This window comes from Rhizobium sp. UBA1881, assembly GCF_002338015.1.
Taxonomy (GTDB): Bacteria; Pseudomonadota; Alphaproteobacteria; order Rhizobiales; family Rhizobiaceae; genus Rhizobium.
Map to the genome: position 1 here is coordinate 3,540 of NZ_DDHH01000027.1, position 17,570 is coordinate 21,109.

Sequence of the window (17,570 nt, forward strand, 5' to 3'; positions counted from 1 at the left end):
GACGATCTCGCCGATGCCTTCGACATTGTTCAGGTCCTGCCACGCGTCACCGCTAAGTGACGAGGCCTCTTTCATCGCGGTCTCGAAGGCCTCGTAGGTGCCGTAATGACGGGCGAGCAGCTTGGCGGTGGTCTCGCCGACATGGCGGATGCCGAGCGCGTAGATGAAGCGGTTGAGCGCGATCGAGCGGCGCTCGTCGATGGCGTCGAACAGCTTCTTGACGCTGACCTTGCCGAAACCGTCGATATTCTCGAGCTTGGTGAGCGTCGAGGCCTCCTGCCGCTTCTTCAGCGTGAAGATATCGGGCGCCGTGCGGATCTTCAGCGCCTCGTCCTCGCTCTCGAAGAAGAAATCGACCTGCTTGGTGCCGAAACCCTCGATATCGAAGGCGTTGCGCGAAACGAAGTGCTTCAGGTGCTCGGTCGCCTGCGCTCGGCAGACGAAGCCGCCGGTGCAGCGGGTGACGGAATCGAGCTTGCCGGTCTTCTCGTTGCGCTCCCGCACCGCATGCGACCCGCAAACCGGACACGTTTTCGGAAACACATAGGCCTCCGCTCCCGCCGGCCGCTTCTCCATTACCACGTCGAGCACCTGCGGGATGACGTCGCCCGCCCGCTGAACGATGACGGTATCGCCGATGCGGATGTCGTGATCATCCTCGCGGATGCGCTCGCCGGAATTGCCGATGCCCTTGATGTAATCCTCGTTGTGCAGCGTCGCATTGGTGACGACGACGCCGCCGACGGTCACCGGCGTCAGCCGCGCCACCGGCGTCAGCGCGCCGGTGCGGCCGACCTGGATGTCGATGTTTTCAACGGTCGTGAACGCCTGCTCGGCCGGGAACTTGTGCGCTGTCGCCCAGCGCGGGCTGCGCGAGCGGAAGCCGAGGCGCTGCTGCAGGTCGAGACGGTCGACCTTGTAGACGACGCCGTCGATATCGTAGTCCAGATCGGGACGTTGAAGGCCGATCTCGCGGTAATGGCCGAGAATGTCCTCGACCGATGACAGCCGCTTCATCAGCGGATTGATGGGAAAACCCCATTTGCCGAAGGTCTCGACCATGCCCATCTGCGTATCCGAGGGCATCTCGGAGATCTCACCCCAGGCATAAGCAAAGAAGCGCAGCTTGCGGCTCTCGGTCACCTTGGCGTCGAGCTGGCGCAGCGATCCCGCCGCCGTGTTGCGCGGGTTGACGTATGTCTGCTTGCCCTCGGCCTCCATCTGCGCGTTGAGCGCAAGGAAGTCGCTCTTGGCCATATAGACCTCACCGCGCACCTCGACGATGTCAGGCGCGTCCGCAGGCAGCGTGTTCGGGATCTGCTTGATCGTCTTCACATTCGCGGTGACGTTCTCGCCCGTGGTGCCATCGCCGCGGGTCGCGGCACTCACCAGCTTGCGGTTCTCGTAGCGGATCGACATGGACAGGCCGTCGATCTTCGGCTCGGCAGTGAACGCTATGGAGCCGTCGGGCAGTTGCCCGAGGAAGCGGTAGACCGAGCCGATGAAATCCTGCACGTCCTCGTCGGAAAACGTGTTGTCGAGCGACAGCATCGGCCGCGAATGGGTGATGGGCGCGAAAGTCGGCAGCGGTGCGGCGCCGACCCGGCGCGACGGGCTGTCGTCGCGGATGAGTTCCGGGAAGCGCTGCTCGATCGCATCGTTGCGCCGTTTCAGCGCATCGTACTCGGCATCGGAAATCGCCGGCTGGTCCTTGCCATGATAGAGCTCGTCATTGCTGGCGATCTCGGCTGCCAGAAAGGCAAGCTCTGCGGCGGCCTGTTCTTCGCTCAGGGTTTCGACGGGCGTTTGGTTGGCGGCGGACATGACGGAGCTCCTGTGAGGAGTCGTTTTCTAGAGCAATTTTCACGAAGGAAAAAGCGCCGCTTTTCGGTTGTCAGCAACTGGTTACAGGTCGGCCCGATGATCGACTGGACGGATTGTCACTGCCGACGCTCCAGCCCGCGACCTACTCGCCCGCCGTCAACAACCGCTTGGCGGCCGCCCTCGCCTCTTCCGTCACCGAAGCGCCGGCCAGCATGCGGGCGATCTCTTCGGTGCGGTCGTGCGGCTCCATCGTCGCCACGCGGGTGGCGATCTTTTCGGATCCCTCGGAGGCCGGTCCCTTGGAGATAAGGAGATGCGTCGCGGCCCGTGCCGCCACCTGCGGCGCGTGGGTGACGGAAAGCACCTGCACCTTGGCCGACAACCGCTTCAGCCGCTGGCCGATCGCATCGGCGACAGCACCACCGACGCCCGTGTCGATTTCGTCGAAAACAAGCGTCGGCGCCGAGCCTCGATCGGCAAGCGCCACCTTGAGCGCCAGCAGGAAACGCGACAGCTCGCCGCCGGATGCGACTTTCATGATCGAGCCGGGTCGTGTGCCAGGGTTGGTCTGGACGTGGAATTCGACGACGTCGATCCCTTCGGCCGCAGCCTCTTCCGGATTGGAGGCGATCTCCACCATGAAGCGGGCGCGCTCGAGCTTCAGCGCCGGAAGTTCCGCCATGACGGCTCCGGCAAGCGCTTCGCCGGCCTGGTGACGCTTGGCCGAAACCACCTGCGCGGCCGCTTCATAGGCGACCTTCGCAACGCCGACTTCGGCCTCGAGCTTGGCAAGCTTTTCCTCGCCGGCGTCGAGATCGGCGAGATCGTTGCTCATGCGGATCGCCAACGCCGGCAGTTCGGTCACTGGCACCGAATATTTGCGCGAGGCGCCACGCAGCGCGAAAAGCCGCTCCTCGACACGCTCGAGTTCCTTGGGATCGTATTCCGTCTTGCGCAGTGCGGCTTCGACTTCCATCTGCGCATTGGACAGCTGGTCGAGTGCTGCATCAAGCAGCGCCACCGTGTCTTCAAGCAGGCCCGGCGCCTCATGGCTCTTGCGCTCCAGCCGGCGCACCAGCGAGGCGATATGGGGCACGGGCGAGGCATTGCCGTTGAGAAATTCGGAGGCTTCGGCGATATCGCCGGCGATCCGCTCGGCCTTCATCATCTTCTGGCGGCGTTCGGCGAGCTCGTCCTCTTCGCCGTCCTGCGGCGCCAGCTTGTCGAGCTCCTCGACGGAGGAGCGGATGTAGTCCGCCTCGCGCGCCGCCGCCTCGACCTTCTCGCGGTGCTTCTTCAGCGTGCGCTCAGTATCGCGCCAGACGCGATAGAGCTGCGAGACGCCGGCCACCTCGTCGGCGATGCCGGCGAAGGCGTCGAGCAGGATGCGGTGGGCGTGTGTATCGACCAGAGCGCGATCGTCGTGCTGTCCGTGGATCTCGACCAGCATCTGGCCGGCTTGGCGCATCAGCTGCACGCTGATCGGCTGGTCGTTGACATAGGCCTTGGTGCGGCCATCGGCGCTCTGCACGCGACGGAAGATCAGGTCGCCGTCATCGTCGATGCCATTGTCGCGCAACAGCACGCGCGCCCGGTGATCGGGGCCGACGTCGAAAACGGCCGTCACCTGTCCCTTGTCCTCGCCGTGGCGGACCAGACCGCCATCGCCGCGCCCGCCAAGGGCGAGCGACAGGCTGTCGAGCAGGATGGATTTGCCGGCGCCGGTCTCCCCCGTCAGAACGGAGAGACCTGCCTCGAAGGCAAGATCCAGCCGCTCGATCAGGACGATATCGCGGATCGAAAGCTGGATCAGCATCGGCTTTAAGTACCGAGGAGTTTCTTGCCGGCTTGCGAAATCCACGAGCCCTGATTTTCACGCGGCTCTGCGCCGTTGCTCTTCAGCAGCTTGTAGGAATCCGCGTACCACTGGCTGTCGGGGTAGTTGTGGCCGAGAACGGCGGCTGCCGTCTGGGCTTCCTCGACGATACCCATCGCGTAATAGGCCTCGACCAGACGCGCGAGCGCCTCTTCGACCTGGTTCGTGTTCGGATACTTCTCGACGACGATGCGGAAGCGCGAGATGGCGGCAAGGTATTCCTTGCGCTCCATGTAGTAGCGGCCGATCTGCATTTCCTTGCCGGCGAGCTGGTCGCGGGCAAAGCGGATCTTCGCCTGCGCGTCGTCGACATATTCGGAATCGGGATAGTTGTCGATCACGGCCTGCATGGCCTCGACGGTTCTGGACGCGGCGCGCTGGTCCTGCGTCACGTCGACGATCTGCTTGGAATAGGTGAGACCGATCAGATACTGCACATAGGCGGCATCCTTGGACTTCGGATACTGCGCCATGTAGCGGTTGCCCGAGGCCAGCGCTTCGTCGAGGCGGCCCTGGCGGTACTTCACGAAGGTGCTCATCACCAGACCCTTGCGGGCCCATTCAGAGAACGGATTTTCGCGGTCGATCGAATCGAACTTGCGCGCGGCTTCCGCCATGTTGCCGGCCTTCATGTTGGCCAGACCCTGATTGTAGAGAACATCAGGCGGATCGCTCTGCAGGCCGAGCTTGGTAATATCGATATCGGGGTCCGATTGGCATCCGGAAATCAAGGCACCTGCGCTCAGCACCAGGAGCGATGCGAACAAAGCACGCGCTGTCTTCATCATACTTTCAGACCCTGCATAACCCATCGGAACATCCCAAGAGCCGCCATCCCTCAACGGCAGCCACGCCTCGCTGGCGTTTCTAGCCACAAATGCATGGCCAGAGCAACGCATTGATGATGCATTAACGCATTTTTGTGGCGGCCCTTCCCATAATCGTCTGTTTTGTCCGGATAATCCCCGAATAAACCCATCTAAATATCTGCCGCGAAAGATCTATCGGGAATCACGCTTGGCTGTTGCACATAAAGAAACCGCCTCCCGAAGGAGGCGGCCCTGGCCTAAAGAATGCGACGGAGGTCAAGCCGACCAGGGAGCAAATTCAGGAGCGTTGACGCGGATGAAATCGCGCGGGGCAACACGCTGGCGCGGTGCCGAGGTCTCGACCACTTCATAGGCGGTCGGATCACTGAGCAGCGCCTTCAGCGCATTGGCGTTCATCTTGTGACCGCCGCGATAGGAGCGGTAGCAGCCGATGAAGGGAGCGCCGGCAAGCGACAGGTCGCCGACGGCGTCGAGCGTCTTGTGACGCACGAATTCGTCCTTGGCGTAGCGCAGGCCTTCGACGTTGATGACGGTGTGATCGTCGGAGATGACGACCGAGTTTTCCAGCGACGAGCCGAGCGCGTGGCCCGATGCCCAGAGACGTTCGACGTCACGCATGAAGCCGAAGGTGCGGGCGCGCGACAGTTCCGACTTGAAGGTGGCGGCGGTCATGTCGCCTTCCCACTTCTGGCGGCCGATCAGTGGAGTGTCGAAATCGATCTCGACTTCGAAGCGCATGCCGTCATAGGGGCGAAACTCGCTCCAGGAGCCGCCATGCTCGATGCGAACCGGCTTGGTGATGCGGATGTAGCGGCGCTTGACGCCGAGCGATACCAGACCCACCTGTTCGATGGCGTCGATGAACGGCATCGAACTGCCATCCATGATCGGCATTTCGGCACCGTCGACTTCGATGACGACGTTGTCGAGGCCAAGCGCGTAGACGGCGGCCATCACATGTTCGACCGTCGCGACGGAGCGCGCCGGAGAAAAGCCGAGAACGGTGCAAAGGTCGGTATTGCCGACCTGCGAGGAAACAGCGCGAAGCTCGGTGACTTCGCCGTTGTCATGCATGCGATTGAATACGACACCAGTGTCGGCTTCAGCGGGGTTGAAGGTAATCGAAACGTCGGCACCAGAATGAACGCCGATACCCGAAAGAGTAACCGGACGCGATACCGTCGTTTGAAAACCCAACATGCCAATAACCATTAATCTTGCCTTTATTATCCCTGGCGATCCGCTACGACCCGTATGCCGAAACTCATCCGCCAAGGCTTATTCTCTCCATCGCGGTGCTGCGTCAAGGCGCACGTAGACGGTTTGTCAGCCCATACATACGTGTGCCCGCGCTGCAATCCAAATCACTGTTTCTTTCGCATTGTTACGAAAGCATGCATTTGAAATCACAAGGCAATCAGGCGCAAATCGGAGTGCCTGATACAACAATGCCCGGGAGCGAACTCCCGGGCTGTTGCGTGGCGATTCTGCGTGTCTTTATCAGTTCGACTGGCGGCGAAGGAAGGCCGGAATTTCGAGCTGATCGTCTTCCTGCATCATGCGGGCCTGCGGTACGGCACGGCCCTGATCGTCCAGGTTTCCGCGACGCGGAGCATAGAGGCTTGCTTCCGGAGACAGCGGGCGGCGCTGCTGCGAGGACGCTGCCGGAGCCGACGTCATCTCAGGAGCGACTTCTTCTTCGCGGCGACCAAGCGAGTTGGTGATGCGCTTCAGCAGACCCATCGGACCGCGCTCTTCATGCGCATGCGACACCGGTGCCGGCTGCGAACGATGATCGATCTCGGCCTGAACGACCGGCGGGAAATCCTCGACCTTCGGCATGCGGACCGGCTGCTGCTGCATGACAGGAGCAGGCTGCTGCATGACCGGCGCCGGCTGATGCATCACAGGCTGCGGAGCCGGCTGCTGCATCACGGGTGCCTGCTGCTGGACCGGAGCCGGACGGATGACCGGTGCGGCTTCCGGAGCTGCGAAGATCTTGCTCGCCGGGCGGAAGGTTTCCTGCGGAGCAGGCTGCTGGTGAACCGGGGCAGCCGCGCGCGGAGCGTGGATGTCGAGTTCGCGTTCCATTTCGGCTTCGGCCATGCGGATGGTCTGCGCGATCTGGTCGGCCTTCGGTGCCTGCTGCATGACAGGGGCAGGCTGGACTGCGGCCGGAGCCGGAGCAACGGCCGCCGAAGGACGGATAATCGGCTTCTGGACCGGCTGGAAGGTCTTGCCGGCGTCCTGGTTCATCGCGCGGTCGATACCGGTGGCGACGACGGAAACGCGGATGATGCCTTCAAGCGATTCGTCGAAGGTCGCGCCGAGGATGATGTTCGCATCCGGATCGACTTCTTCGCGGATACGGGTAGCGGCTTCGTCGACTTCGAAGAGGGTGAGGTCGCGACCGCCGGTGATGGAGATCAGCAGGCCCTGTGCGCCCTTCATCGAGGTTTCGTCGAGCAGCGGGTTTGCGATCGCGGCTTCCGCAGCCTGCATCGCGCGGCCCTGGCCGGAAGCCTCGCCGGTACCCATCATCGCGCGGCCCATTTCGCGCATGACCGAACGGACGTCGGCGAAGTCGAGGTTGATGAGACCTTCCTTCACCATCAGGTCGGTGATGCAGGCAACGCCCGAGTAGAGAACCTGGTCGGCCATCGCGAATGCGTCGGCGAAGGTCGTCTTGTCGTTTGCGATACGGAACAGGTTCTGGTTCGGAATGACGATCAGCGTGTCGACCGACTTCTGCAGTTCCTGGATGCCCGCTTCGGCCAGACGCATGCGGCGGCCGCCTTCGAAGTGGAACGGCTTGGTCACGACGCCAACCGTCAGGATGCCCTTGTTGCGGGCAGCCTGGGCAACAACAGGAGCCGCACCGGTGCCGGTGCCGCCGCCCATGCCGGCGGTGACGAAGCACATGTGGGTGCCGTTCAGGTGATCGACGATTTCGTCGATGCATTCTTCAGCAGCTGCACGGCCGACTTCCGGCTGCGAACCCGCGCCGAGACCTTCGGTGACGCTGGCGCCGAGCTGGATGATGCGCTCTGCCTTGGTCATCGTCAGTGCCTGGGCATCCGTGTTGGCAACGACGAAGTCGACGCCCTGGAGACCAGCGGAGATCATGTTGTTGACAGCGTTGCCACCGCCACCGCCGACGCCGAACACGGTGATGCGCGGCTTCAGCTCAGTGATATCTGGCGTATGCAGCTTGATAGTCATGGTACCCGTTCCTTCTCTTTATGGCCGCATCGCCACGCCGGCCAATTCACTCAATTTCTAGAAGCTTTCCTTCAGCCACTGGCCCATCCGGGCGAAGCGGCTGCTATTTCCGCCAAGCGACATGAGCAGACCGCTCTGTGACGCATGTGTTTCCTGGTCCGCAACCTGCGGATAGATCATCAGGCCGACCGCCGTCGAAAAGGCCGGACCCTTGGCGGCGGTCGGGAGACCCGAGACGCCCATCGGGCGGCCGATACGGACGTTGCGGGCAAGGATCTTGCGGGCAACGTCGGCAAGGCCGGTCAGCTGGCTTGCGCCGCCTGTCAGCACGACGCGCTTGCCGACGATCGGGCTGAAGCCCGAGCGCTGGATGCGGTCGCGAATGAGTTCCATCGTCTCCTCGATGCGGGCGCTGACGATCCGCGACACCAGTGCGCGCGGCACCTGCGTCGGCAGATCGCGATCGTCCTCGCCGATCGGCGGGATCGAGATCAGCTCGCGCTCATCGGAAGAGTTCCCCATGGCCGAGGCATGAACCACCTTCAGACGCTCGGCGTCCTCGATGCGGGTCGAAAGGCCACGGGCGAGATCGGTGGTGACGTGATGACCGCCGAGACCGACGGCATCCGTGTGCACCAACTTGCCTTCGGCAAAGACCGAGATCGTCGTCGTGCCGCCGCCCATGTCGATCGCGGCACAACCGAGCTCGACTTCGTCATCGACCAGAGCGGCAAGACCGGACGCGTAAGGCGTCGCCACGATGCCTTCGACAGAAAGGTGCGCCCGGTTGACGCTGAGCTCAAGGTTCTTCAGAGCCGTGCGCTCTGCGGTCACGACATGCATGTCGACGCCAAGAACGTCACCGTACATCGACAACGGGTCGCGAATGCCGCGTTCGCCGTCGAGCGAGAAACCGGTGGCCAGCGAGTGCAGCACGGCGCGATCCTGGCGCAGCGACTGCTGGCAGGCTGCCGCCAGAACCTTCTTCAGATCGTTCAGCTCGACTTCCTGGCCGCCGAGATCGATGGTGGCGGTGTAGATGTCGCTGGTGAGGCGTCCGGCCGTCAGGTTGACGATCAGGCTCTCGACGGTGAGGCCGGCCATGCGCTCGGCTGCATCGACCGCAAGGCGGATGACGCTTTCCAGCGCATCGAGATCCGAGATCGCGCCGGTCTTGATACCGCGCGAACGCTGATGGCCGATGCCGATGATTTCGATGTTATGCGTGCGACCGGGGAGGATCTGGCTCTCCTCGCGCGGCGTCAGCCGGCCGATCATGCAGACGACTTTCGTCGAACCGATGTCGAGCACGGAAACGACGTGCGACCGCTTGGACGAAAGCGGCTTCAGGCGCGGCAATCCAAAATGGGACGAACCGAACAAGCTCATATATTCTGCCCCGCCTTCTTCAAATCCTTGGTGCGCTGATCGAGAACAAGCTGACGGCGCCCCATGGCTTCAGGCGTCAGTTGGATGGCCATACGGTCGGAGAGGCGAAGATCGACGGCCGCGATATCGCGATCGAGAAGCGCCTGCTCGCCGTTGAATTTCGAAAGGCGCGCCAGCGCCTGGTCGACATCGTCTTCCGGCAGCTTGACGACGACGCCATTATCCATGTGCAGATCCCAACGACGGCCGGAGACCCAGACATAGGCCTTCACGCGCGCTTTGATATCGGGCCACTTGGAGAACTCGTCCGCGAGCGAAGCGGCAGCCACTTCGGCGCCGCGACCGACGACCAGCGGAAGCTGCGAAAACTTGTTGTCGCGAAGCGGCGCGATGACCGCCCCACCCTTCTCGACCAGCGAGAGCTCGGCGCCATGCTGCCAGATCGCGTAGGCTTCGCGCTCCTTGAGCTTCACCTCGATGGTCTTCGGATAGACCTTGCGGACCTCGACGCTTTCGACCCAGGGGAGCTTCGCGATCTTCTGACGCGCCGCATCCACATCGAGCGCCACGAGCGAAGTCGTGCCGTCGAGACCGATCAGCTGAAGGATATCGATTTCGGAGGATTCGGAGTTGCCGGATACCTTCACGTCCTCAACGGCAAAGCCGGCCGCAGCCGTCGTTGCCTGCGCGACAACCTCAGTGTGACCACCCAGAGACATGCCGTAGAGACCCGTCGCGGCGAAGAACGCCAGCGCCGATACCGTGCCCGTATGAGCAGGAATATAGATGCGGCCGCTGCCGAGGCTGACAAGGAAGCGGACGACGCGACGCAGAGGCCGCGGCAGCACGATGCGCCCATCGCCTTCAGCATAGGAAGGCTCGGCTTGATGGCTTGGGCGCCCCATCCTTTTGACCGTTACCGAGAACAAGAAGCGTCCTCCACCATCCAACGAAGAAATTCACCAAACGAGTAGCCGGCATGACCGGCCATTTCGGGCACAAGCGAGGTTGGAGTCATGCCTGGCTGAGTATTGATCTCCAGCCAGATGATTTCGCCGTCTTCGGAGAAGCGATCGTCATACCGAAAATCCGACCGACTCACTCCACGGCAACCAATTGCTTGATGCGCCCTTAGGGACAATGATTGTATTTTTTGGTAAATATTCGGTGAAATTTTCGCCGGAATGACGTGTTTCGAACCACCGGCCACATACTTGGAATCATAGTCGTAGAAGCTGTGACCCTGCGGAACGATCTCGGTCACACCCAGCACCTGATCGCCCATGACGCCGCACGTCAGCTCGCGACCATGCACGTAGCGCTCGACCAGAACCTCCTCGCCATACCGCCATTCGGCCGAGCCGATGATCTGCGGCGGACGCGACTGATCCTCCTGAACGATGACGACGCCGAAGCTCGAGCCCTCGCGCACCGGCTTCACCACATAAGGCGGCTTCATCGGATGCTCGGCGGGGAAAGCGAAGCGGTTGATCACCTGCGACTGCGCGACAGGAATACCGGCGGCAGCCGCGACACCCTTTGCCTTGCTCTTGTCCATGGCAAGTGCCGAGGCCAGAACGCCGGAATGGGTGTAGGGAATTTCGAGATATTCAAGGATGCCTTGGATCAGCCCGTCCTCGCCGAACGGCCCATGCAGCGCGTTGAACACCACATCGGGACGCAGAGCGGACAGCTTGGCGGAGACGTCGCGATCGACATCGATACGGGTAATCTGGAAGCCTTCAGCCTCGAGAGCATCCGCGCACGCCGCCCCGGACGAAAGGCTGACAGGCCTCTCCGAGGAAAATCCGCCCATAAGGACAGCGACATGCTTGCGACTCATAGATACCCCCAAAATAATCCGTACTTTGCATTCCAAGGCTTGCACCAAGCTGGCTTTCTTCCGAATCTGGCTCGCCTGGCGCACGTGTATTAGAGCGTCATTATGGTTAACGAAGCGTTTACTTTTGTTAACTTCCTCCCCGAACAGGCATGAATTGTGACAGTCGGGCGCGACCGGCGAAACGCGAAAACCCCGCAGCGCCAAGCGCTACGGCCGATATGTCAAAGCGAAACAAAAAGTTTAAGGGACGGCGGCAAGCAGGCTCTGAATGGTGACTGCCGCGAGATTTGCGCAAACGCAAATCTGGGTTTCCACCGCGCCTGCAACCGCTGGAAACATGGATTGGGACACGATCGGACGCCTGACTTTCCGGCTGAAAAAGCAAGCACCCTAGTTTTTGTCGGTTTATTGCGCGATTAACGTTTGCGCCGAATTAAAATTGCGTTATGAGCCCCTAGCCTCCCAGGGGCATACAACCGAAATCCCGATTGGAATGAAAATGTCAGACGCGATATCTCCAGTATCGCCGACATCAGCTTCATCGAACAGTGCACCGCTCAACTCGCCGGCACGCGTTCTGATCGCAAGCGTCGTCGGCACCACCATCGAATTCTTCGACTTCTACGTATACGCGACGGCCGCCGTGCTGGTCTTCCCGACGCTGTTCTTCCCGAACAGCGATCCGACCACCGCGCTGCTCGCCTCCTTCGCGACCTTCTCCATCGCCTTCTTCGCCCGCCCGCTTGGCGCCGTGGTCTTCGGCCACTTCGGCGACAGGATCGGCCGCAAGACGACGCTGGTCGCAGCCCTGCTCACGATGGGTATCTCCACCGTCATAATCGGCCTGCTTCCCTCTTATGAGTCCATCGGCGTTCTTGCACCGCTGCTGCTGGCGCTTTGCCGTTTCGGCCAGGGCTTCGGCCTCGGCGGCGAATGGGGCGGCGCAGTGCTGCTGGCAACGGAAAACGCGCCGGAAGGCAAGCGCAGCTGGTACGGCATGTTCCCGCAGCTCGGCGCACCGCTCGGCCTCTTCCTGTCCTCTGGCATCTTCTGGGTGCTGCTGCAGTTCATGCCGCAGGAACAGCTGCTGGCCTGGGGCTGGCGCGTTCCCTTCATCGCCTCGATCATCCTGATCGTCATCGGCCTTTGGGTTCGCCTCTCGATCACCGAAACGCCTGACTTCCAGAAGGCCATCGACAAGAAGGAGCGCGTCGCCGTTCCTGTTGCCGAAGTCTTCCGCAAGCACAAGCGCAGCCTGTTCCTCGGCACCTTCGTGGCGCTCGCCACCTTCGTGCTGTTCTACATCGGCTCGGCCTACCTGCTCTCCTACAACGTCAAGGTCCTGAAGATCCCGTTCCTCGACGCGCTCGAGATCCAGATCGTCGGCTCGATCTCGTTCGGCATCTTCATCCCGATCATCGGCAAGCTCGCCGAACGCTTCGGCCGCCGCGAAATGCTGATCCTGACGACCGTCCTGATCGGCCTGTTCTCCTTCCTGCTCCCCGGCCTGATGGCTGGCGGCGAAGGCAGCATCCTGGTCTTCGCGATCGTCGCCATGGCGCTGATGGGCATGACCTACGGCCTGATCGGCACAGCGCTCGCAGCCCCCTTCCCGACCGCCGTGCGCTACACCGGCTCGTCGATCACCTTCAACCTCGCAGGCATCTTCGGCGCATCGCTCGCGCCCTATATCGCCACCTGGCTGCAGGCGAACTACGGCATGCTCTACGTCGGCTACTATCTCGGTCTCTCGGCCGTCATCACGCTGATCTGCATCCTGGCCTCGCGCCGCAACGAAGTCTGATCGAAGCGCTGATCGCAAATTCGGGGCCGCGACGGGAAACCGCCGCGGCCTTTTTCGTTGTTGTCTGTTAACGCCCTGCCACTATTTTCGATGAGAGAATCTGGCTGGGGAGAGACGAATGCTGACACGACGAACGCTGCTGACGCATGGCCTGGGCGCCGGCCTGTCGCTGACCCTGCCGCCCCTCGCCCGCGCTGCCGGCGTCCCCGATACCGACGTCACCTTCCTCGTCATCAACGACATCCACGCCTGCCGCATCGGCGATGGCCTCAGCCCCAATTGCGAGGCCGAGGGCAAGACCGACGCCAACCTGCTGCGCCACATCCGGGCGCTGAACAACATCCACCACCAGACCTGGCCGGAAGCAATTGACGGCAAGCCCACCGGCTTTGCTCTCGCGGGTAAGCCGATCGCCAAGCCGCAGGGCGTCATCGTCTGCGGCGACGTCACCGATGACGGCGGCGGCCAGATGGCCGAGTTCGCGGAAGGGTCGCAGCTCCTGCAGTTCTCGCACCGCTATCAGCAGGGACCGGGCGCCGACCACATCCACTTCCCCGTCTATGTCGGCCTCGGCAACCACGATCTCGACCAGGACGGCCATCCGCCGCAGGTGGACTGGTACCGCGACGAGTTGCGCGACTACGTGCAGCTGAACCACAAGCCGAGCGTCTTCTTCAAGCCGGTCGTGCCCGTCGACAATTACGACGAGGCCTCCGACAACTACTCCTGGAACTGGGGCGGGCTGCACCTCATCCAGGCGCAGCGCTATGGCGGCGACAACACCAAGGGCACGGCCAACAGCCTCGACTGGATGAAGCGCGACCTCGCAGCCTATGCCGCCGACGGCCGCCCGGTGGTGATCTTCCAGCATTATGGATGGGACAAGTTCTCGCTCGAACGCTGGGACCCGGAAAAGAGCACCTTCACCGTTGAGGGCAGCGGCGCGCCGCATTGGTGGGGTGAATCAGAACGTCAGCAACTGCTCGCAACCCTTGAAGGCTACAACGTAATCGGCATTTTCCACGGCCACGAGCACGACACGCGCATGGCCTACCAGGCCGGCGGCATCGACGTCTTCAAGGCGCGCGCCGCCTTCATGGGCGGCTTCAGCCTCGTGCGCATCAAGGGGAATGTGATGGACGTGGCGATCGGCGACGCCAGCGACGATGTCGGCGGGGTGACCTTCACCACCGCCTTCACCAAACGTTTCGGCTAAGGCAGATCGCGGTGCCGCAACTGCGCGGCACCGACAGGCATGGAGCTTACTCGCTCGTCACGCCCTGGAACGGACGCACTTCGCGGCCCGGCATGAACAGGCCCAGGCGCTTGATCTCCCATTCCAGCTTGATGCCGGAATGCTCGAACACCTCGCGGCGAACCTGCTCACCGAGATATTCGAGATCGTAGCCGGTCGCCTGGCCGTTATTGATCATGAAGTTGCAATGCAGCGACGACATCTGCGCGCCGCCGATGACGAGACCGCGGCATCCCGCTTCGTCGATCAGCTTCCACGCGGAGTGGCCTTCGGGGTTCTTGAAGGTCGAGCCACCCGTCTTCTCGCGGATCGGCTGCACCGTCTCGCGGTGGCTGCGCACCGCATCCATGTCGGCGCGGATCTTGGCGCGGTCCTCGGCATAGCCTTCGAACAGCACCGAGGTGAAGATCAGGTCGCTGGCGGCCGACGAATGGCGATACTCATAGCCCATGTCGGCATTCGACAGCACGTGCTTGTTGCCCTTGCGGTCGATCGCGGTGACCTCGACGACGCGATCACGCGTCTCGCCGCCATTGGCCCCGGCGTTCATGCGCGCCGCGCCGCCGATGCTGCCGGGAATGCCATAGTAGAAGTGGAAACCGCCGATGCCGTTATCCATCGCCATGGCCGCGACGTGCTTGTCCGGGCAGATGGCGCCGGCGCGCACGCGGTTTTCGCCCGCGAGTTCAACCGCACCGAAGCCCTTGGCGGAGAGGCGCAGAACCACGCCGGGAATGCCGCCGTCGCGAACCAGAATGTTCGAGCCGACGCCGACCACGGTCATCGGCACATCCTCGGGCAGGATCTTCAGGAATGCGATCAGATCTTCTTCGTCGTGCGGCTGGAACATCAGTTCCGCAAGGCCACCGGCATGGAACCAGGTGACGCGGTCCATCGGCGCATCCGGTGTAATCCTCCCGCGGATGTCCTTTACACCGTCGCCCAGCGACGCAAGAAGCTTTTGCCCATTCACCTGTTTCATGCGGATCTACCCGAAAGGCCTTCCAGTTGCTTGGGCAGCGCGGCCGCCCAATAAGTGATACTCCCAGCCCCCAACAGAACCACGAAATCGCCTGGCTTTGCAATCTCTGCGACCATTTCAGGCAACAACTCGGGAGAGGCGAGGAAGCGCGCATCGCGATGCCCGCCCGATTTGATCAGCGAAACAAGCGCTTCGGCGTTGGCGCCCTCGATCGGCTCTTCGCCGGCGGCATAGACCGGCGCCAGGAAAATGCTGTCCGCATCGTTGAAGCAGGCAGCGAATTCCTCGAACAGGCTCGCCAGGCGCGAATAGCGGTGCGGCTGGTGCACGGCGATGACGCGGCCCTTGCACGCCTCGCGCGCCGCCTTCAACACGGCCTTGATCTCGACTGGATGGTGACCGTAGTCGTCGAAGATCTGCACGCCGTTCCATTCGCCGGTCAGCGTGAAGCGACGCTTGACGCCGCCGAAGGAGGCAAGCCCCTTGGCGATATCCTCGCTCGACATGCCCAGGCGATTGGCGACCGCGATTGCCGCGGTCGCATTCGAAACATTGTGACGGCCGGGCATCGGCAGGACGAGATTGTCGAGCTTGATGACCTGGCCGGTGCGGCGGCGGCGGATTTCGACATCGAAGGTCGAACGCGCGCCGTCGATGCGCACGTTCATGAAGCGCACGTCGGCCTGCGGGTTCTCGCCATAGGTCACGACCTTGCGGTCCTCGATACGGCCGACCAGGGCCTGCACTTCGGGATGATCGAGGCACATGACGCCGAAGCCGTAGAACGGCACGTTCTCGACGAACTGGCGGAACGCGGCGCGCACGGCGTCGAAATTGCCGTAATGGTCGAGATGCTCGGGGTCGATATTGGTCACGACCGCGACGTCAGCCGGAAGTTTCAGGAAGGTGCCGTCCGATTCGTCGGCCTCGACCACCATCCACTCGCCCTCGCCCATGCGGGCATTGGTGCCGTAGGCATTGATGATGCCGCCATTGATGACAGTCGGATCGAGCCCGCCGGCTTCGAGCAGCGTCGCGACCATCGAGGTGGTGGTCGTCTTGCCATGCGTGCCACCGATGGCGATCGCATTGCGGAAGCGCATCAGTTCGGCCAGCATTTCGGCGCGGCGCACGACGGGCAGCAGCTTTTCGCGCGCGGCGATGAGCTCGGGATTGTCCTTCTTGATCGCGGTCGAAACGACGACGACCTCGGCATCGCCAAGGTTCTCGGCCTTGTGGCCGACAAAGACCTCGATGCCCTTGTCGCGCAGGCGCTGGACGTTGGCGCTATCGGCCTGGTCGGATCCCTGGACGCGATGGCCGAGATTGTGCAGCACCTCGGCGATCCCGCTCATGCCGATACCGCCGATGCCGATGAAATGGACGAGGCCGATGGCCTTCGGCATTTTCATGCGCTTTTCCCCTTGAACTCTGCAATTGTACGTCCCGCCGCAATAGCCTCTACCATGTCGGCAAGCAAGTTCGCGGCGTCAGGTTTACCCGCCTGCTTGGCGGCGGCGGCCATACGCGCCAGCTTTTCCGGGTCGTTCATCGTGTGCGTCAGAATCGAGGCGATCTTCTCCGACGAGAGTTCGGCCTGCACGATCACCTTGGCGCCGCCGGTCGCCGCCAGCGACGCGGCATTGGCAGCCTGGTCGTGGTCGAGCGCATGCGGATAAGGCACCAGGATCGCCGGACGACCAATGACCGAGATCTCGGAAACCGTCGAAGCGCCGGAGCGGCAGATCACCAGATGCGCCTTGGCCAGCCGTTCGGCCATGTCGGTGAAGAAGGGCGCGATGTCGGATGCGGCGCCCATCTGAAGCTTGGCGACGCAATCGCCGACCATGCCCATATCCTCGGGACGAACCTGCTGGGTGATCCGGAGCCGCGCGCGCAGATCGTCGTCGAGCAGGCTGATTGCCGTCGGCATCGCCTTGGAGAAATACTGCGCGCCCTGGCTGCCGCCGAAGACGACGAGATTGAACGGCTCGCCGGCATGCGACGGCGTATAGGGCGTCTTCGCCGCCTCGATGACGGCGGGACGCACGGGATTGCCCGTCGTCACGGTCTTCTCGGGGAAAGCACCGCCATTCTCAGGCAGGAAACCACCGGCGATCGCCTTGACGCGATTGGCAAGCGCCTTGTTGGCGCGGCCCATCACTGCGTTCTGCTCGTGGATCATCGTCGGCACGCCGAGACGCGTGGCGGCGAGCAGCGGCGGCACCGTCGGATAACCACCGAAGCCGACGACCACCACAGGCTTCAATCGCCCGATCAGGCGCTTGGCCGCCCGCATGCCGCTCCACAGCGTCCACAGCGAACGCGCGACGGCGACCGGGTTCTTCGAGGCGATCGTGGCTGACGGCACGACATGGATCTCGTCGGCCGGGAATTTGCCGGCATAGCGCTCCGCCCGGCTGTCCGTCACCAGATGCACGGAATAGCCGCGTTCCTTCAGCTTGTAGGCCAGGGCCTCCGCCGGAAACACGTGGCCGCCGGTTCCCCCGGCGGCAAGCAGAACGATGCCTTTGCTCATATAGTC

General features: G+C 62.7%; 13 protein-coding genes. 2 read left to right on the top strand and 11 right to left on the bottom strand.

The features are described 5' to 3' along the window. The 8 genes from ligA to B3605_RS02350 form a co-directional block, all read right to left on the bottom strand. On the bottom strand, positions 1 to 1,824 hold a 1,824-nt coding region (ligA, locus tag B3605_RS02315; protein WP_296432026.1), incomplete at its 3' end, for an NAD-dependent DNA ligase LigA. Positions 1,825 to 1,966: 142 nt separating this feature from the next. Further along, positions 1,967 to 3,640 carry a DNA repair protein RecN gene (recN, locus tag B3605_RS02320; protein WP_112944296.1) on the bottom strand — a complete coding sequence of 558 codons (1,674 nt, stop codon included), beginning with the start codon at positions 3,638 to 3,640 and terminating at the stop codon, positions 1,967 to 1,969. Positions 3,641 to 3,645: 5 nt separating this feature from the next. Further along, a complete protein-coding gene (locus B3605_RS02325; protein ID WP_026282828.1) occupies positions 3,646 to 4,512 on the bottom strand; it encodes an outer membrane protein assembly factor BamD in 867 nt (288 codons plus the stop codon). A 273-nt stretch (positions 4,513 to 4,785) separates the two neighbouring features. Beyond that, positions 4,786 to 5,742, bottom strand: coding sequence for a UDP-3-O-acyl-N-acetylglucosamine deacetylase (gene lpxC, locus B3605_RS02330; protein ID WP_111562102.1), 957 nt, complete (start codon positions 5,740 to 5,742; stop codon positions 4,786 to 4,788). A 288-nt stretch (positions 5,743 to 6,030) separates the two neighbouring features. Next, positions 6,031 to 7,752 (bottom strand): cell division protein FtsZ, encoded by a 1,722-nt coding sequence (ftsZ, locus tag B3605_RS02335; protein WP_111562103.1) that lies wholly within the window; start codon positions 7,750 to 7,752, stop codon positions 6,031 to 6,033. A gap of 57 nt (positions 7,753 to 7,809) precedes the next feature. Beyond that, the gene (gene ftsA, locus B3605_RS02340; RefSeq protein WP_018897575.1) at positions 7,810 to 9,141 is read right to left on the bottom strand and encodes a cell division protein FtsA; all 1,332 of its coding nucleotides are present in this window, start codon (positions 9,139 to 9,141) and stop codon (positions 7,810 to 7,812) included. Continuing rightward, complete coding sequence (locus B3605_RS02345) at positions 9,138 to 10,070, bottom strand: cell division protein FtsQ/DivIB (RefSeq protein ID WP_296432032.1); 933 nt, start codon at positions 10,068 to 10,070, stop codon at positions 9,138 to 9,140. The genes ftsA and B3605_RS02345 overlap by 4 nt, the downstream gene beginning before the upstream one ends. Continuing rightward, positions 10,058 to 10,984 (bottom strand): D-alanine--D-alanine ligase, encoded by a 927-nt coding sequence (locus tag B3605_RS02350; RefSeq protein WP_112944297.1) that lies wholly within the window; start codon positions 10,982 to 10,984, stop codon positions 10,058 to 10,060. The genes B3605_RS02345 and B3605_RS02350 overlap by 13 nt, the downstream gene beginning before the upstream one ends. A gap of 499 nt (positions 10,985 to 11,483) precedes the next feature. On the opposite strand from B3605_RS02350, the gene B3605_RS02355 reads away from it, so the two are divergent. Both B3605_RS02355 and B3605_RS02360 read left to right on the top strand, forming a co-directional pair. Continuing rightward, on the top strand, positions 11,484 to 12,788 hold the full coding sequence (locus B3605_RS02355; protein WP_112944388.1) for an MFS transporter: 1,305 nt from the start codon (positions 11,484 to 11,486) through the stop codon (positions 12,786 to 12,788). 118 nt (positions 12,789 to 12,906) lie between these two features. Next, entirely contained in the window at positions 12,907 to 14,004 is a 1,098-nt protein-coding gene (locus B3605_RS02360; protein WP_112944298.1) for a metallophosphoesterase, read from the top strand. Between the two features lie 46 nt (positions 14,005 to 14,050). Here B3605_RS02360 and murB read toward each other — a convergent pair whose 3' ends face one another. From murB to murG, 3 genes are read right to left on the bottom strand one after another with little or no spacing between them, the layout of a single operon-like run. Further along, positions 14,051 to 15,025 (bottom strand): UDP-N-acetylmuramate dehydrogenase, encoded by a 975-nt coding sequence (gene murB, locus B3605_RS02365; RefSeq protein ID WP_112944299.1) that lies wholly within the window; start codon positions 15,023 to 15,025, stop codon positions 14,051 to 14,053. Continuing rightward, entirely contained in the window at positions 15,022 to 16,437 is a 1,416-nt protein-coding gene (gene murC / locus B3605_RS02370) for a UDP-N-acetylmuramate--L-alanine ligase (protein ID WP_018897569.1), read from the bottom strand. Before murC ends, murB begins: the two co-directional genes overlap by 4 nt. After that, complete coding sequence (gene murG / locus B3605_RS02375; protein ID WP_018897568.1) at positions 16,434 to 17,564, bottom strand: undecaprenyldiphospho-muramoylpentapeptide beta-N-acetylglucosaminyltransferase; 1,131 nt, start codon at positions 17,562 to 17,564, stop codon at positions 16,434 to 16,436. The genes murC and murG overlap by 4 nt, the downstream gene beginning before the upstream one ends. Positions 17,565 to 17,570: the final 6 nt, after the last annotated feature.